Below are 21837 nucleotides of genomic sequence, written 5' to 3' on the forward strand. Positions count from 1 at the left end.
TGGACGTCATGCACGGTTTCAGTCTAGCGGGCTTTTCCGACATGCCCCTGAGAGTACGGGCAGGTCGACAAACCTCGCTAACTTGTTTGCGGATTCAGCGGACGGGTTTATGGAGTAAACGATGGACAAGAAATCACTACCTGATTGGGATCCGAGGTCTGAGGCCGTATTAAAGGATCAGACGGCAGCCTACGACGACATGCGCCACCGTTGCCCGGTCGCGTACAGTCAATATGGTTATACGTCATTATTCAGGCATGAGGATGTGATGCGGGTTCTGAAGGATCATGCAACGTTCAGTAATGCCGTCTCGCGTTTTCCCTCCGTCCCCAATGGCATGGATCCGCCCGAACATACGGCGTACCGGCGCCTCATCGAGCCTTATTTCAGCCCGCAGTATATGGATGCCTTTGCCCCGGCGTGCCGTGAGATCGCTGTGCGTCTGGTGCAAGCGTTACCGGATGAAGGCCCTTCAGAGCTGATAGGGGAATTTGCCCAGATCTTTGCGTTGCAGATCCAGTGTGCGTGGCTGGGCTGGCCGGCCGATCTGCATGAACCGCTGCGCCTGTGGACGCTGAAGAATCACGCGGCCACGCTGGCCAGAGACGACGCGGCCCTGAGTGCCGTGGCCCTCGAGTTTGACGGTTACATCAAGGATCTGCTGGACGTGCGCCGTACCGCCGGCGCTGCTGCGCCAGACGATATCACGACCATCCTGCTCCGCGATCAATCCTTGGGCAGGCCTCTGACAGACGACGAGATCGTCAGCATTTTACGTAACTGGACGGTCGGCGAACTCGGAACCATTTCCGCCTCGATCGGCATTCTCGCGCATTATCTGGCCGCCAACGCCGAGTGCCAGCAGCAATTGCGCGACCAACCCTCGCTGATACCTGCCGCCATCGATGAAATATTGCGTATTCACGCACCGCTGATCATGAACCGTCGGGTTACTACGCAACAGGTCACGCTGGGCGGGCGCACGCTGGAGAAGGGTTCGCGTATCGCCCTCAACTGGGCGTCCGCCAATCGGGACGAAGCGGTCTTTGGAGATCCCGATGAATTGCGCCTCGATCGCGATCCCGAGCTGAACCTGCTCTATGGTGCCGGCATTCATGTCTGCCCCGGTGCGCCGCTTGCCAGGCTGGAGCTGCGGATCGTGATGGAAGAACTGCTTGGCCGCACCCGCCGGATTACCCTGGCGCCGGATCAGGAACCCGTGAACGCATTTTTCCCTGCCAGTGGGTTTTCTTCTCTATTCCTGAGGATACAGAAACCTTGTTCCCAGGCTTTGTGAGCCTGCCGGCCCCGAGATCCGATGATCCCGGGACTGGTCTTTCAGGCTGGACGGTTCAGGCAGCGGGACCGACGTGCGGGACGGGTAAGGCGCCCGGATCCTGAGGAGTCAGAGCAAGTAGCCAGTGACCTGTGCGGGGTGGTTGTCCTTCATTCCAGCGAGGAGGTGCAGCGGCATGTACGGTTGCGCATGAGTGGGTGGAGCTTCGAAACCTTGCACCATCGGAGAATGTCGCTCGCTGGGCTCGACCGGCGCTTCTACCAGTGCCTGAGCCATTCTCGCGTGGTTCGCTGCGATTTCATTGAGAGTTGACACGTTACATCTCCCGGTGACTGACCAAGCGCTTCGCTGGAGTCCTTGAATTAATTTAATTGCCGCCGCGTCAGAATTACGTCGATCTGGGGCCGCTACAGGCGTCTTCTGCAATCTGTGAGCCAGTCAAGGTCAAGAAATCGGCACCAGCTTTCCCGATGCGACGAATGGTGGTGTGAGGTGAGGTTTCAATGCTGACGAGTACTTTTTCGAAGCATTTATACCTGACCCATTTTAGCGATGGGGTGATAGCTGGAAAACTCAAGGTCAGAGAATGATCGAAACCGTGCTGATCTTATTCCCCGCCTCGAGAGGACCATCTCTTCCAGAATCTCCCGTGCAAGCCTGGCGATTGAATCGGCTCCGCTGTAATTCGACCTGACGATGCCGGTGATCGCGAAATGATCCGAGGCGGGTCCGGTCAAAATTGCTGAGAGGGTGCCGTCCGGATGAAGGCTGCACTCGACCTGGTAGCTGGGAAGCCGCGCAGCCAAGGCTGCTTCTATTTCGACTTTATTGAGTGTGTCCATTTGCAGGAGGGTCCTGGGGAGGGAAACAGCTCTCGATCCTTGGCCGTGTACTACCGGTATAAATGATGGCGTCATGCCCTCAAGCTTGACAAATTCATGACTGCTGAAACTTCAGTTACTCGTTCGTGACAAGGTATAGCTGAGGTGAAAAGCCGTCGCTTTGAACAAACTCGCTCCTGACCCTCACGGCATATGGCATTAGATAAGTTTGGACCAGGTTGTACCGTTTTGCCGTGGGGGAGCTGATGGGTACTGATGGGTGGTGTTTTTTTTAACTGCTCACATTGCCTGATTCATCTCCTCCCTGGATCGTTGCGGGAGGCTCGATAAGCCCAGCCCCCTGGTTCCGCAGATTGCCCACGGCCACATCGATCCCAAGTGGTTTCAAGCATTTGGCTAGTTACCGTCGGCCACCTTCCGTTCTATCTCAGCTATTTTTCGACTGAGCTCCTCAGCCTCCTGCTCCTTGGTTCGAGGTGAAGAGGGGGTAATGGTTAGATCCACGTCTTTGGCATCACTGTCGCTGTCCTCAAGATCTCTTTCCACCACATTGACGGGTTTGCCAGTCGTATCGGTGGGCGGGGCGTTTGACGTTGTTGCTGAGTCGACGTCGTTAACATTGTCATCGTTGTTCATATCGCTGACCTCCATTGGCCTACACATTGGATACCGCGGTAAGGCTTGAGTTCGATTCTCTGGCCCAACCGAAACGCCCAAAAAAGTAAAACCAGGCTAACCCAAAGCTGAATTTTCTTTTTCCCCCTCCCCACTGCCTCGATGGCATGTCGCAAACGCTCCCTGGAGGGTGGTGGCGGGCGGGGCGCCTCTGTTGCCGTCCGTTTCGATGGCCGAACGACGAGATATTTTCGTTCGCGATCATGACTGGATTCGAACCGCGTTGATGTTCGAACACAGGGGGCACGACATCATGTCTGGCGTCATCATCTATCCATCCTCGCGGGATGATTGTGACTTTGGTGCATTGTTTATTGAGGTCAGTGGCTGTCTGCCGATGTGTGGGGCGGGCACGATCGGGTTGTCGACCGTGGTCATCGAAGAAGGCCTGGTTACGCCTCGAGAACCCGGCAAACTGGCGATCGAAACGCCGGCCGGCCGCGTGGATGTCGACTACACCATGAACGGCGAGTTTGTTGACTCTATTCGTCTGTTCAACGTGGCCAGTTATCTGCACAGTGCCGATGTGGTAGTGGACGTGCCTGGCGTCGGCGAGCTCATCGTGGACATTGCTTATGGTGGCAATTTCTATGCGGTGGTCGAGCCGCAGGAGAACTGGGCCGGCTTGCAAGGGCTGACGACAGCAGACATCGTTGATCTGAGCCAGAAACTGCGCTCGGCCCTGGCAGAGGTGTGTGATCCCGTGCATCCCGAGAACAGCAGGATCAGCGGCGTCCACCATGTCATCTGGTGCGACGACACACACAGCACGGCAGCCGATGGACGCGGTGCAGTGTTCTACGGCGACAAGGCGATTGATCGGTCCCCGGGTGGCACCGGTACCTCGGCGCGGATGGCCCAACTGTTTGCCAAGGGACGGTTGAAGGTGGGCGATACGTTCCGCAATGAAAGCCTGATCGGGACGATCTTCGAAGGAAAAGTCGAAGCCTCGGTAAAAGTCGGAACCTTTGACGGCATCAGGCCAAGTATCGGTGGCTGGGCGCAGATCACCGGACACAACACCATTTTTGTCGATGATAAGGATCCGCTTCGTCACGGCTTTCAGCTTGCCTGATCAGTCGCATAATGGCGTTAGGGTGTTTGGAACTTCTGCGGTTAGCATTACGCTTTATCAACGCACCTGACGACAGGTCCGTTAACGTAACCGAGTGGATCGAACATTGATCGAACGACGCCAATTCAGCGGAGGCATGAAGGGGAAAAACCTCCGCTATCTGAATGAAAACCCTGGTGAGCCTGCTCAAATGACCCGGACCGGCTTTTTGCTGCTCGAGCATTTCTCGCTGCCTGCGTTCACCCAGGCACTGGATACGATTGTCACCGCGAATCTTCTACGACCCGGGTTGTTCTCTTCCCGAACGTTTGGCCTGAATGACAGGGAAGTCGTCAGCGATCTGGGCCTGGTCATTCGGCCAGACGCACGTATCGATTCTTCAGTGATTCAAGCGCTGGATTTGCTGGTCATTTGTGGTGGTTACAGGACAGAACTGAAGGCTAATGATGAGTTCATCCACCTGCTGAGGACTGCGTCAGGCCTGGGTGTCAGTCTGGCCGGGTTGTGGAATGGCGCATGGTTCCTGGGGAGGGCAGGCTTGCTTGACGGATATCGTTGCGCCATTCACCCCGAGCATCGCCCCGCGCTCGCGGAAATCGCCAAGGCGACGCAGGTCAGCAGTGAGCCCTATGTCATTGATCGAGACCGGCTCACTGCTTCCAGTCCCTCGGGGGCCTTCCATATGGCACTGGACTGGATCAAAGGCGTGCACGATAAAGCCCTCGTCGAGGGTATCGAGGACATCCTGGCTTTCGAGGAGTCTCGTTATCGGCGTATCAAACCGGCTGAAAATATCTGTGTGAGCGCACCCTTGCGCGAGGTGGTGAAGCTGATGGATGCCAACCTCGAAGAGCCTTTGGAGTTGGAGCAGTTGGCCGTCTACGCTGGCCGTTCACGTCGACAACTCGAACGTTTGTTCAAGGAACAGCTCGGGACAACGCCGCAACGGTATTACCTGGAGCTGCGTATCACCGAGGCACGGCGACTCCTCCAACACACAGAGCTATCCCAGGTCGACGTGCTGGTTGCCTGTGGTTTTGTTTCGCCCAGTCATTTCAGCAAGTGCTATAGCTCGTACTTCGGATACCGACCCTCCAAGGAAACGCGACTCGTCAAATAAAAACTATTGCCGATCGAGGCTTGGCTGCCATCACACTGAAACAGTTCTATGATCAGATAAAAATAATATAGATAGGTAGGAGAGGGTGATGCCACTCATTTCAAAGCTGGCGATGCAGATGATCTTTTTGTTTGTACTGGCATGCGCAGTCGCCGTGGCTTCCAACTGGAAGCATAAAATGATGAGCTCGACAGAAGTTGACTGGACAGGCGCAGTACGTGCGAACTCCAGTACACCCAATCTGACAGCGGCCGCTGGCGAGCCAGGTAGCCATACCCAAACCCAGAGCTCCGACATCGATCCGGTAGCGCGGATTGCCGAATAACAAAACAGATCCAGCCCGATGGACTCAAGTCTCAGACGGGTGGAAATTCGCGGGCGCGCCCGATCTTCTGGATGACGTGCAGGAAATCGTCATGCACGTCCTTGAATAGCATCGACGCAATGTCTTCTCGGCGCTGGCCCGTCAGTGCCGCCAGCATCCTCACGCTGCGCCCAAGCGATCAGGGCAGGGGCGGCAGAAAACCCAAACAAAACTGCGCGAGCCAACCTAGGCCTTTTACAAAAAGGCATGGCTAGTTTATGTGGGCATGGGGCGTCCTATGCCGGGTCATGCCCGGGCGGTGGAGTGATGAAGCGGGATTAAGGTGCCCGTCAGCCCTTCACGCACACGACTTGGCGCAAGGTATGAACGATCTCAATCAGATCGGCCTGAGCGGCCATCACCGCGTCGATGTTCTTGTACGCGGCCGGAGTTTCGTCGATGACGTCCTTATCCTTGCGGCATTCGATGCCCTTGGTGGCTTCGATGTGGTCCTCAACCGTGAATCGGCGGACAGCATCGCCACGGCTCATGGCCCGGCCAGCGCCGTGGGAGCATGAGCAGAAAGAGTCCTTGTTGCCCTTGCCGCGCACGATGAACGATCGAGCGCCCATGCTGCCGGGGATGATGCCGAGGTCGCCTTCCCGCGCACGCACCGCACCTTTGCGGGTAACCATCACGTTCTCGCCGAAGTGGTTTTCACGGGCGACATAGTTGTGGTGGCAGTTCACCGCATGCTTGCCGATGGCGAACGGCTTCAAGTGCTCGCGCAGTACGCGCAGGACCGCCTCCATCATCTGGTTCCGGTTTTCGAGGGCATATTCCTGCGCCCAGTCCAGCGCCTCGAAGTAGTCGTCGAAAAGCTCTGTACCCTCAACCAGGTAGGCCAGGTCATTGTCTGGCAGGTTGATGAAGTGGCGACGCATATCCTCTTTGGCCTTCTCGATGAAGTACCGGCCGATGATGTTGCCAGGCCCGCGACTCCCCGAGTGCAGCATTACCCAGACGGTGTCACGTTCGTCGAGGCAGACCTCGATAAAGTGGTTGCCCCCGCCCAGGGTGCCCATCTGGGAAATCGGGCTCTTGTGGTCGATCTTTGGGTGCTTGGCGACCATCTCTGCATGGCGCTCGCCAAGGCTGCGGTAGCGGGTGATCGCCGAGTTTGGCGCGACGTGCCAGCCGCCCTTGATAGCCCAACCCGGGGTGGTGACGAAACCGTGCGGGACTGCTCGCTCAATGCTGGTTCTGATCGCCAGCAGCGAATCAGGCAGGTCTGATGCCGTCAAGGTGGTTTCAATCGCCATCATGCCGCAGCCAATGTCCACGCCCACGGCGGCCGGGATGATGGCTGCCTTGGTCGCGATGACGCTTCCGATGGTGGCGCCCATGCCCCAGTGAACATCCGGCATGACCGCGATGTGAGAGTGGATGAAGGGCAGGCCCGACAGGTTGCGCAGTTGCTGCTTCGCCGAGTCCTCGACTGGAACGCCGCGAGTCCAGGCCTTGATCGGCTTGCCATTGCTTTCGATGAGTTCAAAACTACGTGTGGTCACGGTAGATCCTTCGCGCACTTGGCGACGCTCTCGATTGGGTGTGCTTGCAAGGCCCGGGCACGGCGGGCCTGTCGTGGATATATTAACTTCCTACAGAACTTCGTTCATCCGCTCTTATCCAGCTTCAACCCAAGGCGCAGCCAACACGCCAGTCAGGTCACAGAGGAAGATGGCAATCTTGTTTGCGTGCATAACGGATCCTCGCCGGCTGGCGTGATTCGTTGAAGTGGGTATTTGTGTTCGGCCCAGCATGGAGCCGGATAGGGGAATTAGACGACAGCTGCTGACGCTATTGCCGCTAGAACACTTGAAGTATGCTTAGTCCCTTTCGTACGAACGCAGGGAAGCACTAAATTGAGCAAGTACCAACCCCTAGGCAATTATTTCAAAGACCTAACAGATGATTCTGTGACGCTCACGTTCCAGCAAATAGAGGGCATTCTTGGTCAGCGATGCTCGATGACGACGACGCACCAACTGCTGATCCGAGCCTGGACGAGTGCAAGGGCGGACTGAAGTCCTGCAAGTTGCGCTTCGGCGAGAACAACGAACTCAACCACGGCGGATTCCCAGCCGTCTCCCTAATCGCTCGGAGTTAACCCATGCGCAAGTACATCTTGAACGCGATGCACGCGCACGCGGTGGCCGAGTACCCGAAAGAGGCTTGCGGGTTGCTGCTGGCGATCGGTCGTAAGCAGCAGTATTTCCCGTGCCGCAACACTGCGACCGAACCGAGCGAAGAGTTTCGGATTGATCCGGAGGACTACGCTGCAGCGGAAGACGTAGGCGAAGTAATTGGCATCTTTCATTCGCATCCGGATGCCACCAGCCGGCCGTCACCGCGGGACTTGGCCATGTGCGAGGCCACGGTATTGCCCTGGCACATTCTGAGCTGGCCCGAGGCGGACCTCTTCGCACCATCAACCCGACCGGCGACACGCCGCTGCTGAAGCGTCCGTTCGTGCATGGGGCCTGGGACTGCTGGCAGGTCTGCGCGGATTGGTACAAGCGACAATGGAGGCTGGAGTTCGAGGCCTTCAAGCGCGAAGACGTCTGGTGGGACTGACAGCGCGAGCTTGTACGAAGCCAACTACGAAGCCGCTGGTTTTGTGAAGGTCGACCAGCCGCAGCGAGGCGACATGATCGTCATGGCTGTCGGCCGGACGGTCCATCCGAACCATGCAGGAATCTACCTCGGCGCCGACCCAGCACTGCCAGGCGAAGAGTCGGGCATGTTCGGCCCCGGGCCTTTCCTACTGCACCATTTATATGGGCGGCCATCCGAGGTGATCGTCTTCGGCGGGCCGTGGATGGAGCGCGCACGCCTGATCCTCAGGCACAAAGACTCACAACCAACCACATGATGCGGCAGGGCCGCAGGAGGTGACAGGCGTGGGAAAAATAGATAAAGGACAAGCTGTCGCAGCAAGTGCGTTGACAGCAAGGTTGTGTCCAGGAGTTCCACCAGCGACACAACTTGCGGTTCCGACTTTCTTTTGGGACGACTCCATCAAAGCTGTTCCGCTACGGCAGCCCGAGGTCCTAGATGCCTCCGAGATGCTATTTATTGGACTTTGTAGTGAACTCGAACCGGAAAATCTTTGAGTCAAAGTCCATTGTGAGAATGCCGTTACTTAGGAATTGCATACCCAGCACCACATCGTATTTCCTACCGTTTTTTCGGAGTGGCATGGATATGAATTGTGCATTCTGACGGTAGTGCGATTTTGAGTCTTGAAGCAGGAAGCCCGCAGGGTAAATCTTTTGCTCTGTTGTTGACCCTGCCGAAAACACTTCTGTGGACCGGTTCGACAGGAACCCTGATGCCTTGGCAAAATCTTCGTCTATAAAGACGCCATCGGCGCCGGTGTCCACCAAGGCGTTAACGATGTACTCACCGCTAGTTTCCGATGCCGGTTGATTAAAGTCTTCAAGCGAAACCGGGGCAATCGCGATCCTAAGAATTGGTATCATGTTATGTTCTATGGGTTGTTCCGATAGTTTTTCCCCTGAAAGTAGGAAGCATATTGGGGTTCCAGATGCCTCTGGCGGAAGAGACTTCGACTTCTCTGCTTGTGATTCCATTCTGACCTCCTAGGTCCTATCCGCGCCGAGATTGGCGCAATCCCAGTCCTTGGGCTTGCAGGCAAAGGACTGGGGTATCCGTTGCGTGGAGGCAGGAGGCTACTACGGAGGGTGGCGGGGCGTTACTGGGTATTCGTACAGGCGGGGCGAATGTGATGCCGTAGAGTGGCACTTTGCCATTTTCATGATGTAGAGTGACCGCCACTAAACTCAGGGAGTGGAGACAGATGGCAGTAATCACCTATGTTTGTAAGTTGAAGACGAAGAGCGGAAGCACTATGGCAAACGTCCTCCAGAATGGGTCGGATCAGCGGGACGCCGAAAGGAAGTTGGAGCAGAAGCATCCCGGGTGCACGATTCTTGAAGTTCGTCCGCAAAAGTAACGGCGTCCAATCTCAGAAAATATCCCAGCCTATCGCTGGGCTATTTTGCATCTGATCTGGCCAGACCTGAGATCTCGAATGCCCTGATGTGAAAAAGCCCAGTCTTGTGCTGGGTTTTTTGCATTCTGGGCCGACCTGCCTTGTCCCTTCGCTCATGTCCTTACCTCGCGTCGGCGGTGTTTTGGTCAATCCTCTCGATAGTGGTAGATTGCTGCCCTCAATTAGGAGGGTCGGCATGAAGCGTCTGATGGTGGCAGGGATTACAGGGGCGGTGCTGCTGTCTGGTTGTGGCGATGGTGGAGAAAAATATAGGAAAGATGCTGCTCAGCTTCGCTCTGGAATAGAGCAGCTGCGCTCACAGCTTTCACTTGCCAATAATCGTGTGAAAGAACTGGAGTCTGAAAACTTACAACTAAAGCAAAGCCCACATCTCCTTCTTGTAAATGTTCGCGAAGCAATAGCCCACAAAAACGAGTCTGATGTTAGCGCTGCTGTTGATGCTTTGAGGAACAAATATCCTGACTCGCCAGAAAGCGCTTTGGCTACTAAGCTATTGAATAATCTGGTTTCTGAGCGCGAAACTAAAGAAAAGGAGCTTGCGAGGCTGGCCGCTTCAGGCTTCAAGGGCATTCCAGTAAAGAACACGTTCATAGGAACTTCTACTTCCGTCAACTTGCTTTCCGCTAAGCTAGGCGGCAGATGGCAGTACAATGATCACGGAGATGAGTACGAGTACCGAAACGCAGAGCGCGGTGCGCAATATGTTACAGCGCAGGTGACGTACTCCTCAAAAGAAAAAGATCCAAGCCTGATGGCTATGGCGGTTTATGCTCCACGGGATGGAAAGCTAAAACGCTTGGGTGAGATGGGTTTCGAGTTTGTAAAGTGGGAGAGTTACGCCACCTTTTTAGGTAATTACCATGACTCAGGTAATGACTTTGCTCACTCCGAAAAGATTCGCTTCTCGATGGGGGTGCAAGTTCAGAATGAGGAAGTAGTGAAACCTCTTTACATTATTGCTGCCAGGAAAGAGTGCGCCAATCGGAGAGAAGATCGTTTCGGAAACCCCCCAGTAAAGTATGTGACGTACTCCTGCCAGGCTTTACCGTCGGAGTTAAATCTCAACGATTTTTCCAGCGGGGAGTATGGTGTAGTTAAGCGATTTGATTGATTAGGGAGGGATTACATGCGGATTTTGATAGGGGCGGTTGCGGTAGCGATGCTGGCGGGGTGCTCTACGCCTAGCGACCTTAAAAGCGGAAAGTCAACCATCAGCGCATCGACCGCAAAGACACCAAAACAGTACGCTCTATGTGTTCTTCCAAGGTGGCAGGACGCTAGATCAGGGGCGTCGATGTCAGAAACTACGAGTGGTTACAGGCTTCTCGTCGGCAATGACATGACGACCGACGAACTTCTTGAGGTTAATCGGTCCGCATCTGGAAGCAGCGTTGCCCTGTATCAGCGTATGGCGTGGTCGCCCGGGTATGGTCGCAGCGAAATCGAGAGGTCAGTACGCGACTGCTTGTAAAAGAAGAATCCATAGGCCGCCTTCGGGCGGTTTTTTATTGCCTGGAGAAACGCATGGCAGCTATCGCCACCGAGTATCACCCAATGACAACAATCTGGCTTTGCGGCCTGCTTCGTCAGTTCGGCAAGTCTTACAGGCTGTCCGTCCGTACCCCGATAGAGGCGATCAAAGCATTATGTGTCCAGATTCCAGGGCTTGAGCGGTTCATCAGTTCAAGTAGGGATCGCGGCCTTGAATTTGCCGTGTTTCGCGGGAAAAAGAACATTGGTGAGAGCGAGCTTGGCTATCAAGGGGAGGGTGATATTCGAATTGTCCCTGTCATCACCGGAAGCAAGCGGGCGGGGATACTCCAGACAATTGTTGGCGTGATTCTGATCGCCGCGTCGTTCATTCCGGGATTTCAGGCTTTATTGCCCGTTGGTATTGCGATGGTAGCTGGCGGCGTAATTCAGATGCTTAGCCCGCAAGCCAAGGGCCTAAAGACCAGCGCTGCGCCCGAGAACACGCCCGGCTACGCCTTCGGCAGCGCCAAGAACACCACTGCATCCGGCAACCCGGTACCGCTCTGCATCGGCAAGCGCCGGGTGGGCGGAGCAATCATCAGTGCCGCGATTTACGCTGAAGACCAGATGTAGCTCGCCCATCGAATACCGCAACCGCCCATGAGGCGGTTTTTTATTGCCTGGAGAAACGCATGGGCGCAGCACAACAGCTCGACATTCACGGCGCCAAGGGCGGGTCCGACAAGCCAAAGTCTCCGACAGAAGCCCCGGACAGCCTTCGCTCGGTGGCTGTAGCCAAGATCCTGATTGCAGTGGGTGAGGGCGAATTTGCCGGAGAGCCGACTGCGCAGGACATCTATCTCGACAACACGCCGCTGCAGGACCCGCAAGGCAACATGAACTTCCCTAATGTGAAGTGGGAGTTCCGCAACGGCTCGGTAGATCAGAGCTATATCCAAGGCATTCCATCGGTCGAGAACGAAACGTCGCTGGGCATCGAGCTGCGCAGCGGCACGCCATGGGTTCGAGCAATCAGCAACACTGAACTGTCGGCCGTGCGCCTGCGTTTCGCCTGGCCAGCCCTGCAGTCGGTAGATGTTAGCAACAACATCAAGGGCTATCGGATCGAGTACAAAGTCGAACTGGCCACTGATGGCGGCGCCTATCAGCAGGTGTTGAGCGAAGCTGTAGATGGCAAGACCACCAGCACCTACGAGCGCAGTCGCCGTATCGATTTGCCGGGGGCTACCAGCGGTTGGTTGCTCCGAGTGACGCGCATCACCGTAAACCAGAACAACAACAAAATCGCCGACACCATGCAGATCGCCGGCTTCACCGAGGTGATCGACGCCAAGCTGCGGTACCCGAACACGGCACTGCTGTATGTCGAATTCTCTGCCGAACAGTTCCGCAACATCCCTGCCGTTACGCTTGAGTGCAAGCTTCGCAAGTTCCAGGTGCCGACCAGCTACGACCCGGAAACCCGCACTTACAGCGGGATTTGGGACGGCACGTTCAAGCTGGCGTGGACCGATAACCCGGCCTGGGTCACCTACGGCATTACCACCAACGACCGCTTCGGCCTCGGCCGGCGCATCAAACCGTGGCAGGTGGACAAGTGGGAGCTGTACCGGATTGCCCAGTACTGCGATCAGTTGGTGCCGGACGGCAAGGGCGCGCAAGAGCCACGCTTCATATGCAACCTGAACCTGCAGGGCAAGGCTGACGCCTGGGCTCTGCTGCGTGACATCTCAGCTATCTACCGGGGCATGCCAGGTCTTCTCTCTGGCTGACATGCCGCGCGCGACCGACTTCGACTTCGCCTATACCCGGGCGAATGTCATCGACGGCAAGTTCAGCTACTCGAGCGCATCGGAGCGCACCCGCTACAGTCGCGCCCTGATCAGCTACGACGACCCGGCGAACAACTACGACACTGACGTCACGTCGGTGACTGACCCGAAACTACAGCGCCGTTATGGCGACAATCCGCTGGAACTCAGTGCGATCGGCTGCACCCGGGAATCGGAAGCCCAGCGCCGCGGCAAGTGGGCGTTGCTGACGAACTCCCGAGATCGTGGCATTTCCTTCAAGGTGGGCCTCGACGGTCGTATCCCGCTGCCTGGCTACGTCATCCCGGTGGCGGATGAACTGCTTGCGGGCCGCGCAGTTGGCGGCCGAATCTCGGCAGTGGCAGGGCGCGTCGTCACCTTGGACCGCGACACTCAGGCCAAGGCCGGTGATCGGCTGATCCTGAACCTGCCCAGCGGCAAGTGCGAGGCGCGCACCGTGCAATCGGTTAGTGGTCGCGCCGTGACGGTGACCGCTACTTATTTCGTCGCGCCCGAGCCCCAGCTTGTCTGGGCATTGGACGCCGACGACCTGGCTATCCCGCTGTATCGCGTCACCAGCGTTTCGCGGCCAGAGCCTGGCGTCTTCGAAATCACCGCGATTCAGTACGACCCGAGCAAGTTCGCGCACATCGACACCGGCGCGCGCCTGGAAGAACGACCAATCAGCGTGATTCCGATCAGCGTCGTTCCGGCGCCTGCCAGCGTTACCCTGACTGCGAACTCCATCATTGCCCAGGGCCTGGCCGTCACCACGATGACCATTGCCTGGCCGTCCGTACCGGGCGCCGTGGCGTATGACGTGGAATGGCGTAAGGACAATGGCAACTGGATCAAGGTCCAGCGCACGGGTGCCTTGGGCGTTGACGTAATCGGCATTTACTCCGGTGCTTACCTGGCGCGTGTCCGCGCGGTGAGCTCCTTCGAGATTGCGTCGATCTGGAAAAGCTCAAACCTGACTCAACTCAATGGCAAGGTAGGCACGCCGCCGGCAGTTACATCGCTGACCGCCACCAGCCTGCTGTTCGGTATTGGCCTCAAATGGGGTTTCCCTGCTGGCGCGGAGGACACTCAACGCACCGAGATCTGGTATGGGCCTACTCCAGTAGTTGGATCGGCAACCAAGCTGGCAGACCTTGCCTACCCGCAATCCGATTACTCCATGCAGAGCCTGCAGGCAGGTGCGCAGTTCTTCTTCTGGGCGCGCCTGATCGATCGGACTGGCAACATCGGTCCGTTCTATCCAGTTGGCAATGGAGTGGTGGGGCAGGCCAGTGCGGACGCCGGGCCGATCCTTGAACAGATTGCCGGTCAGATCAGCGAGACCGAACTGGGCCAGACCCTGCTGGAGCGCATCGAGCTGATCGATGGCCCGCCAACTCTGGCCGGCTCTGTTGTGCAAAAGGTCGCAGCGAACAAACTGACCGCCGCCTCCATGCGCGCCCAGCGCGATCCCGCCTATACGGTCGACTGGAAGCTGTCCAGCAACACCTTCGTCCGGCTTACGGCTGATCAGCTTATTGCGATTGGTGATGCTGTCGGCGATTACGTGCAGACGTGCTACACCCGGGAGTCTGAATTGCTCTCTGCGATGGAGGCCGGAACCTATACGGCGGAAATGCTGGAAGAGGGCTGGCCGACATGAGCCGATTCGTCACCAAGCTGAAAACCGAACAGGCCGGCAAGTGGACACACATCCTCTTGGCCGACCTGGTGCTGGCCGACGAGCAGGAGCGCGTAATCACCGTGCCTGCCGGCTTCGTCACGGACTTTGCGAGCATCAAGGTACTGCACAACGCCTTTTTGTTCGTGCTGTTCGCCCTGGTGTCCAGTTACGGCAACTACGCCGCGACGGTGCATGACTGGCTTTACAAGGTCGGCCATGTCAGTCGCAAGGAAGCTGACGCGGTTCTGTACCGGGCGCTCAGGGCTGAGGGCGTTGCACGATGGCGAGCCTGGCTGTTCTGGGCTGGCGTCCGAATAGGTGGTTCCAAACAATACAAGCAGACCCCGACCAGTTCGGGGTTTTTTAGGTCTGGAGATAAGTGATGACAAGACTTTCAGAGAGCCGGGCGGGCAACCGCAATGCGCTTGCCTTCCTCGACATGCTGGCCTGGGCGGAGGGCACCAGCATCTCGCCGGCTACGGCCATGGATGGCTACGACGTGATCGTCACCGGCATCGACAAGAAGCCGGAGGTGTTCAAGGACTTCACCGATCACCCCTTTGCCCGGGGCCGGAAGTCCAAGCTCATCAATAGCCGCGGGCTGACTTCGAACGCCTCTGGCCGCTATCAGCAGATGCTCAAGGACTGGCCGCACTACCGCGCCCAACTCGCTCTGCCGGATTTCAGTCCAATCAGTCAGGACCTGCTGGCCCTCCAGCACATTCGGGAATGCCGTGCTTTGCCAGACGCTCATGCCGGGCGGATCGAGACGTCGATCGCCAAGTGCCGAAACATTTGGACCAGCCTGCCGGGCGCAGGTTATGGGCAGCGTGAGCATCGGGTTGACGATCTGATCAGGCGGTACCGCCTGGCGGGTGGGCTGCTGTCGTGACCGCCTTTCGGAGATTGTCGCGTGTGCTGGCCAAGTCCGAAAAGGTTCGGCTTTTCTTCGAATGCCCGGGCTGCGACATTATCCACGGCATTTCGCGCGGTCCAGGCCCAGGGCCACGCTGGGGCTGGAACGGCGATGTCGAGAAGCCGACCTTCACACCCCTTAGGTGCTGGCGCGGTAGATTCTGATGGCCTGAGCGTTCGCAAGGGCGATGCAGGCAGAAGGCGTGGTAATACCCATCCAAACGCGATTTCTGGGCGAGTCTGACTGACCGCAATCGACCGATTCTGTTGAAAAAGTCGACTTCTGTTTTCACAACAGAAAAGTACGCGCTCGAGCTTGAAATTCGTGCTTTGCGCAGAAGGTTTAAGGCTCAGATTTGGCGTAGCAGCGTGCAAACATGGCATGTTCACCGTTCAGTAAATGGGTAGCCAGGCCGGGTCGACTTTTTCAACACAATCGACCCAAAGCTGACGATGGCGACGGGCAGAAATCGGCCCAGTCAGGCCATCCAAAAAACGGGATGCCTTGATGTATTCATCAGGGGGCGGTCATTGGGGAGAGATGCAAAAAGATGTGACTCCAGCCTCCCATACCGAGGATCAGTAGCTAATGTTAACTTGCCTCAACCCGCTGTACGCCAATTCACGCTTACTATCTCCTTCAGGGAGGGTAGAACCATGGCTGTAATCAATGGGACCGCACAAAGCGACTTTATATTTGCCAACCCGGAGGCCGATCAGATCTTCGGCCTTGGTGGCGACGACTTTATCCTGGGTGAAGGAGGTAACGACACAATAGAAGGTGGTGACGGCAACGATGATATCTCCGGTGGTGACGGCGACGACCTGCTTCGCGGTGGCATCGGACTCGACAGTCTCACGGGCAATGCCGGTGCAGATACGCTGACCGGTGGCGCGGATAATGACACTTTCAGCTGGTTTGTCGGCAGTGGCTCGGACTCCACTTCCCTGGCCCGCGACACGGTGACCGACTTCCAGGGCGCTGGCGTTGCTGGTGGTGACACCCTGGTCCTCTCCGCGAGCAACCGGCTGGTTTTCGAGGGGGCTCGCACCACGGTACCTACGCTGGGCGCTGCGCTCGGTTTCGGCGGCAACGGCTTCACCGAGGTCTTCTATGTCGCAGGTGCCGCCAGCACGTTGCTGTTCGCGGACTCCAACGACAACGGCGTGTTTGACGCCACGGACTTCTCCGTACAACTGACGGGTCGGCACAACCTCGTAAAAGCCGATTTCGGCACCACGCCCTTTGTCCTGCGTGGCACCGAAGGCAATGACGTGATCAACGGCACCGCAGAGGTCGACAGGATCTTCGCGCTCGGTGGAAACGATGTGATTAACGCTGGTAACGGCAATGACATCGTCGACGGCGGCGCCGGCAACGACATCCTCAACGGTGGCGCGGGCAACGATCTGCTGACCGGTGGGCTCGGCAATGACATCCTGAACGGTGGCGACGACCGCGATAGCATCACGGGCAACGACGGCGCCGACATCATTGACGGTGGTGCCGGTAATGACCCGCTGCTTGCCGGCGGCAACGGCAATGACATAGTGAGTGGCGGTGCAGGCAACGACACGCTAGACGGCGATGCCGGTAACGACCAGCTGTTCGGCGGGGTCGGTAACGATGACCTGTTCGGCGAAGACGGCAACGACCAGATGTTTGGCGAGGACGGCAACGACGAACTGTTCGGCGATGCCGGCAACGACCAGTTGTTCGGCGGCAATGGTGACGACGTGCTCGAAGGCGACGCCGGGGCAGACCAGTTGAACGGCGGCGCCGGCGATGACGAGTTCGAGTTCTTCCTCGGCTCGTTCAACCCGAACTCACCCTTCGCGACCTTCGATACGGTCCAGGACTTCCAGGGCGCAGGTGTGGCCGGGGGCGATACGATCGAACTGGTCGATGAGTTCGTATTTCGTGGTCAGGTCACGCTCAATCCACAGCTTGGCGCGGTACTGGTCGGCGGTGGCAACGGCATCACCGACCTGCTCTACACGGTCCGCCAGGGCAATACCTGGCTGATAGCGGACGAGGATGACAACGGCCGGCTCGACAGCACCGACTTCACGGTGAAGTTCCTCGGCGTCAAGAACTTCACGGTGGACGATTTCGGTAACAATACCGTCTTCGTCACGGCTGGCACCGATGGAAACGACATCATCGTCGGCACCGATGGGGACGATAAAATCTTCGGCCTCGGCGGCAACGACCAGTTGTTCGGCCAGGCGGGCGAGGACCTGCTCGATGGCGGTACCGGTGATGACGTGCTGCTGAGCGGCACTGGCCTGGATAATCTGTTCGGCGGCGAGGGTAACGACACGCTCACCATCGAGGATTTCGGCAGTGCCTTCGGCGGTGCCGGGAACGACTTGGTGATCGGCAGCAGCGCCGAGTTCGCTTTCCAGACGACCCTTGAGGGGAATGAAGGCAACGACACACTGCAGTCCGGCAGTGCTGGCGCCTTCATGATTGGTGGCACGGGGGAAGACCTGCTGGTGGGCAGTGCGGCGGATGACTTCATGGTCGGCAGCGTCCAGTTCGAACCCGGCCTCGATGCGGACAGGTTCCAGTTCGGTGCCCTCTGGGGAACGGACACTATCGCCGACTTCGAGGACGGCACTGACCTGATCGACCTGAGCACCAGCGGTTTGGCCTTCGCGAATCTCACCGTTGGAGAACAGTTCGGCGAGGCTGTCATTAGCGTCACTGGCCAGCCGGGTGTGGGAAGCATAACCTTGATCGGCGTCCCACAGGCCGCCATCACCGAGGCGGACTTCGCCTTTACCTAAGTGATCGGCGCATGCTCACGCCCGGTGATGGCGTGAGCATGCAGAGGAAAAGGGGACTGATTTATTTTCTTGCTGCGAATGCCAGCTTTGGCTCCAGGCTGTGTGAAAACTTCCCGATGAAATTCAAGGTTCGCGTTGCTACGCGAAATCATTGGAGTTTGACCAAGTTGGATTGCTCAGAATTTGCGAGGTAACGCCAAAATTGATCAGCAAACCATCAGTGCTGGGTATTTAAAACGTTTTCACACAGCCCCGGTCGACTGCTGCCGGCCGTGACTGGCCTGAGTCGACCCAAAGCAGCCGCTTGCAGATCATCCTCGGGCCGTTCACGCTCATACCTGATCCATAGCCTCGGTCACCCCCCGATCCTCACCCAGGAACCCGCCACTCTGATGGTGCCACAGCCGCGCATAGATGCCGTTCTTAGCGAGCAATTCGGTGTGGGTGCCCTGTTCGATGATGCGTCCATCATCCATGATAATAAGTCGATCCATTGCCGCAATCGTGGACAACCGATGGGCGATGGCGATTACGGTTTTGCCCTGCATCATTTTATCGAGGCTTTCCTGAATGGCCACTTCGACTTCCGAATCCAGCGCACTGGTAGCCTCGTCAAGTAGCAGGATCGGGGCGTTCTTGAGCATCACTCGGGCAATCGCGACGCGCTGGCGCTGGCCGCCCGAAAGCTTGATGCCGCGCTCGCCCACCAAGGTGTTGTAGCCGCAGTGACCTTGCCGGTCGCTCAGTTGACTGATGAACTCATCGGCCTGGGCATTGGCCGCGGCACTGCGGATTTGTGCGTCGCTTGCATCGGGTCGGCCGTAGGCGATGTTGTCGCGAATGGAACGGTGCAGCAGGGAAGTATCCTGGGTGACCATGCCGATGGCGCTGCGCAGGCTGTCTTGCGTCACGTGCGCAATGTCTTGCCCGTCAATGCGAATCTGCCCCCTGTCGACATCATAGAAGCGCAGCAGCAAGTTGATGAGCGTGGATTTGCCCGCGCCGGAGCGGCCTACCAGGCCGATTTTTTCGCCCGGGCGAATGTTCAGGCTCAGGCCATCGAGCACCTGGCGTTCGCCATTGTAGTTGAAGCTCACATTGTCGAAGGTTACCGCCCCGCCGGAGGTCACCAGGACGCCCGCGTCCGGCGCATCCTGCACCTTTGGGCCGCGGGTAAGGGTTGCCATGCCATCCTGCACGGTGCCGATGCTCTCGAACAACGAGGTCATTTGCCACATGATCCAGTGCGACATGCCGTTGATACGCAACGCCATGGCGGTAATCGCCGCCACGGCACCTGTGCCGACTTCGCCCAGGTGCCACAGCCAAAGCGTATAACCGCCTGCTGCCATGATCAACGCCACCACCAACGCTTGGTTGACGATCTCGAATTGGCTGACCAGGCGCATCTGACGAAAGCCGGTCTGCTTGAAATCCTCCATGGCCGCGCGCGCGAAGTGCGCTTCACGATTGGAATGGGAGAACAGCTTCACTGTCGTGATGTTGGTGTAGGCGTCTGAGATACGTCCGGTCATCGAGGAGCGCGCATGGGCCTGTTCCTGTCCGACTTTCCCCAGGCGGGGCACGAAGTAGAGCATGGCCAGCCCGAACAACACGATCCAGGCAACGAAAGGCAGCATCAGTTTCAGTGCGAAGCCGCCGGCCAGTACGATGATCGCGATGAAATACACCCCGATTCCGGGTGCGATCTCGATAAGGGTGAACAGCACGTCGCGCACGGCCAGCGCAGTCTGCATCACCTTGGTGGTGACCCGGCCGGAGAACTCATCGGAAAAGAACGAAAGGCTTTGCCGCAGCATCAGGCGGTGGAAGTCCCAACGCAGCCGCAACGGCAGATTGATCGCCAATATCTGGTGCTGCACCATGGTCCGCAACGCCACCAGCCCGATGCTGGTAAGCATTACGATGCCCATGCCCCACAACACGCGACTTTCCTGCGCAGCCGCATCACCACCTGCCTGCCAGGTCGAGAGCAGATCCACGACCTGACCGAGGAAAGAAAACAACCAGGCTTCGTAGATCGACACACCGGCACTGAGCAGCGCAAACGCAATAATATAGCCGCGGGCGCCCCGTGTGCATGCCCAAAGGAACCGAGCCAGGCCTTCGGGTGGCGGTTGTACCTCGTCGGGCGGGAAGGGGTCGAGTTTTTGTTCAAATGCGCGAAGCATGGTGGTCTCCGGAACGATCAAGTTAAGGAGATTCTGCCATTTAAAGGTTACTTTGAGGGTTATGTGGAGTGGCGGGTATGGCTCTATTGGCATGTTGCCCTGGAAGTTGGGTTGCCGAGTGGGGGAACTCAGACATTCGGCGGGGCCAAGACGGGGCGGTCTCGGAGCGCCGCTCTCGACCCATTTCAGCCGTTCGCTACCGTTGCAGCGCTCGGTCGTTGTGGCCAGGGAGCGGACGGTCGAGAGGAATCGCGTACGGAAAAACGTAGTTGTCTACGACCAACAGTTGAGCGTCTATGCTTGGCTTACCGATCTCGTACCTTTGCAGCGCTCTGCTGGGAGGCAATCAATGACGCCCGCGCCCATCTCCGAGAAGGCATTTTCCCGTGGTCTGCTCGATGTACTGATTCGCGCCGGGCTAATCGCCGTTCTGGTGATTTTTTGCTTCCAGATCTTCCACCCGTTCCTTCACCTGATGCTTTGGTCGCTGATCCTGGCGATCACCCTCTACCCACTGCAAGGCCGGCTCAAGGGTATGCTGGGTAACAACGAGGGGCGCTCCGCGACGCTGATCGTGCTGATCGCCATCGGCATACTCATGGTACCGATCTACCTGTTGGGCACCTCGATTGCTGACTCGGTGGGGCATGTGATGACCATGCTCAAAAGCGGCAGTATCCATATTCCTCCACCGGCCGATTCGGTAGCCGATTGGCCGTTGGTGGGCAAGCCTCTGTATGGCTTCTGGTTGCAAGCCACCACCGATCTGTCGGAACTGATGCACAAGTTCATCCCGCAGATCAAAGGGATCAGCCTGACCCTGTTGAGCAAACTCGCCGGGGTCAGCATGGGTTTGATCAGCTTCATCTTCGCCCTGATCATCGCCGGTATCTTCATGGCCTATGGCGAGGGTGGCAGCCGCAGTGCGGTGCAGATCGCTTCGCGCATCCACGGTCCGGTCAAGGGGCCGCAATTCGCCGGACTGTGCACCGCCACTATCCGTGCCGTAGCGCTGGGGGTGGTCGGCATCGCCTTTATCCAGATGCTGCTGGTGGGCACTGGCTTCGTGCTCAAGGGAATCCCCGGCGCCGGACTGCTGGCCCTGGCGGTGTTGCTGCTCGGGATCATGCAGTTACCGGCGACCCTGATTACCCTGCCGGTGATTGTCTTTGTTTTTGCCACCGAGGGTGCCAGTACGGCGACCATTGTGTTCGCCATCTATGTGTTCGTTGCCGGCCTGGTGGATAACGTACTCAAGCCACTGCTGTTGGGGCGCGGTGTCGATGTGCCGATGCCGGTGGTGTTGATCGGGGCGCTGGGGGGCATGGTCACCAGCGGCATCCTCGGTCTGTTTATCGGCCCGGTGGTGCTTGCGGTCGGCTATCAGCTGTTCTGGCAGTGGGTGCAGGACCAGCCCGCAAGCCAGCGCGCCTGACGACCAGCCGAAGACCTGACCGGCCTATGTTTCTATCATTTCGCCCAGGCCGGCTACTCCTGATGGGAGGGCTGGACCTCGGCTTTCAATCATCGTTGCCC

18 protein-coding genes and 3 pseudogenes are annotated in these 21837 nt (G+C 57.8%); 14 read left to right on the forward strand and 7 right to left on the reverse strand.

The window, feature by feature from the left end; translation table 11 throughout:
* Positions 1–121: 121 nt before the first annotated feature.
* A complete protein-coding gene (locus F8N21_RS19950; protein ID WP_150643744.1) occupies positions 122–1297 on the forward strand; it encodes a cytochrome P450 in 1176 nt (391 codons plus the stop codon).
* Between the two features lie 108 nt (positions 1298–1405).
* On the opposite strand, the gene F8N21_RS19955 is transcribed toward F8N21_RS19950, so the two are convergent.
* From F8N21_RS19955 to F8N21_RS19965, 3 genes are all read right to left on the reverse strand, one after another.
* Positions 1406–1612: a hypothetical protein gene (locus F8N21_RS19955; RefSeq protein WP_150643745.1), complete on the reverse strand. Its 207-nt coding sequence runs from the start codon at positions 1610–1612 to the stop codon at positions 1406–1408.
* 215 nt (positions 1613–1827) lie between these two features.
* Entirely contained in the window at positions 1828–2139 is a 312-nt protein-coding gene (locus tag F8N21_RS19960) for a hypothetical protein (RefSeq protein WP_150643746.1), read from the reverse strand.
* 396 nt (positions 2140–2535) lie between these two features.
* Complete coding sequence (locus tag F8N21_RS19965) at positions 2536–2775, reverse strand: hypothetical protein (protein ID WP_150643747.1); 240 nt, start codon at positions 2773–2775, stop codon at positions 2536–2538.
* 133 nt (positions 2776–2908) lie between these two features.
* Between F8N21_RS19965 and F8N21_RS19970 the strand changes: the two genes are divergently transcribed.
* The 3 genes from F8N21_RS19970 to F8N21_RS30520 all read left to right on the forward strand — a co-directional run bounded on the left by F8N21_RS19970 (position 2909) and on the right by F8N21_RS30520 (position 5334).
* Positions 2909–3889, forward strand: coding sequence for a 4-hydroxyproline epimerase (locus tag F8N21_RS19970; RefSeq protein WP_150643748.1), 981 nt, complete (start codon positions 2909–2911; stop codon positions 3887–3889).
* Between the two features lie 136 nt (positions 3890–4025).
* Entirely contained in the window at positions 4026–5009 is a 984-nt protein-coding gene (locus F8N21_RS19975; protein ID WP_191624363.1) for a GlxA family transcriptional regulator, read from the forward strand.
* A gap of 88 nt (positions 5010–5097) precedes the next feature.
* Positions 5098–5334: a hypothetical protein gene (locus tag F8N21_RS30520; RefSeq protein WP_191624364.1), complete on the forward strand. Its 237-nt coding sequence runs from the start codon at positions 5098–5100 to the stop codon at positions 5332–5334.
* A gap of 31 nt (positions 5335–5365) precedes the next feature.
* Here the strand turns inward: F8N21_RS30520 and F8N21_RS31300 are convergent, their stop codons facing one another.
* On the reverse strand, positions 5366–5491 hold the full coding sequence (locus tag F8N21_RS31300; protein WP_263597305.1) for a hypothetical protein: 126 nt from the start codon (positions 5489–5491) through the stop codon (positions 5366–5368).
* Between the two features lie 172 nt (positions 5492–5663).
* A complete protein-coding gene (locus F8N21_RS19985) occupies positions 5664–6884 on the reverse strand; it encodes an RtcB family protein (RefSeq protein WP_150643750.1) in 1221 nt (406 codons plus the stop codon).
* Between the two features lie 449 nt (positions 6885–7333).
* On the opposite strand from F8N21_RS19985, the pseudogene F8N21_RS19990 reads away from it, so the two are divergent.
* Both F8N21_RS19990 and F8N21_RS19995 read left to right on the forward strand, forming a co-directional pair.
* Positions 7334–7483, forward strand: a pseudogene (locus F8N21_RS19990) (phage minor tail protein L); the annotation flags it as partial.
* Between the two features lie 3 nt (positions 7484–7486).
* Positions 7487–8248: pseudogene (locus F8N21_RS19995) on the forward strand (C40 family peptidase).
* A gap of 196 nt (positions 8249–8444) precedes the next feature.
* Here F8N21_RS19995 and F8N21_RS20000 read toward each other — a convergent pair.
* Positions 8445–8969, reverse strand: coding sequence for a retropepsin-like aspartic protease (locus tag F8N21_RS20000; protein WP_150643752.1), 525 nt, complete (start codon positions 8967–8969; stop codon positions 8445–8447).
* 618 nt (positions 8970–9587) lie between these two features.
* Here F8N21_RS20000 and F8N21_RS20005 point away from each other — a divergent pair.
* The 7 genes and pseudogenes from F8N21_RS20005 to F8N21_RS20045 all read left to right on the forward strand — a co-directional run bounded on the left by F8N21_RS20005 (position 9588) and on the right by F8N21_RS20045 (position 18109).
* Positions 9588–10523, forward strand: a complete 936-nt coding sequence (locus F8N21_RS20005; protein ID WP_150643753.1) for a hypothetical protein — start codon at positions 9588–9590, stop codon at positions 10521–10523.
* Between the two features lie 413 nt (positions 10524–10936).
* Entirely contained in the window at positions 10937–11518 is a 582-nt protein-coding gene (locus F8N21_RS20015; protein ID WP_150643755.1) for a tail assembly protein, read from the forward strand.
* A gap of 59 nt (positions 11519–11577) precedes the next feature.
* Positions 11578–14332, forward strand: a pseudogene (locus F8N21_RS20020) (host specificity protein J); the annotation flags it as partial.
* Positions 14333–14376: 44 nt separating this feature from the next.
* Entirely contained in the window at positions 14377–14784 is a 408-nt protein-coding gene (locus F8N21_RS20030; RefSeq protein WP_150643756.1) for a DUF1353 domain-containing protein, read from the forward strand.
* Positions 14784–15293 carry a glycoside hydrolase family 104 protein gene (locus F8N21_RS20035; protein WP_150643757.1) on the forward strand — a complete coding sequence of 170 codons (510 nt, stop codon included), beginning with the start codon at positions 14784–14786 and terminating at the stop codon, positions 15291–15293. Before F8N21_RS20030 ends, F8N21_RS20035 begins: the two co-directional genes overlap by 1 nt.
* Before the next feature lie 23 nt (positions 15294–15316).
* On the forward strand, positions 15317–15481 hold the full coding sequence (locus tag F8N21_RS31030) for a DUF6527 family protein (RefSeq protein ID WP_224788258.1): 165 nt from the start codon (positions 15317–15319) through the stop codon (positions 15479–15481).
* 492 nt (positions 15482–15973) lie between these two features.
* Positions 15974–18109: a calcium-binding protein gene (locus F8N21_RS20045; RefSeq protein ID WP_150643758.1), complete on the forward strand. Its 2136-nt coding sequence runs from the start codon at positions 15974–15976 to the stop codon at positions 18107–18109.
* A 332-nt stretch (positions 18110–18441) separates the two neighbouring features.
* Here the strand turns inward: F8N21_RS20045 and F8N21_RS20050 are convergent, their stop codons facing one another.
* Positions 18442–20301, reverse strand: a complete 1860-nt coding sequence (locus F8N21_RS20050) for an ABC transporter ATP-binding protein (protein ID WP_150643759.1) — start codon at positions 20299–20301, stop codon at positions 18442–18444.
* Between the two features lie 349 nt (positions 20302–20650).
* Between F8N21_RS20050 and F8N21_RS20055 the strand changes: the two genes are divergently transcribed.
* Positions 20651–21736, forward strand: a complete 1086-nt coding sequence (locus tag F8N21_RS20055) for an AI-2E family transporter (RefSeq protein WP_150643760.1) — start codon at positions 20651–20653, stop codon at positions 21734–21736.
* Positions 21737–21837 lie beyond the last annotated feature (101 nt).

It is taken from the genome of Pseudomonas fluorescens (assembly GCF_902497895.1).
Classification (GTDB): Bacteria; Pseudomonadota; Gammaproteobacteria; order Pseudomonadales; family Pseudomonadaceae; genus Aquipseudomonas; species Aquipseudomonas fluorescens_BP.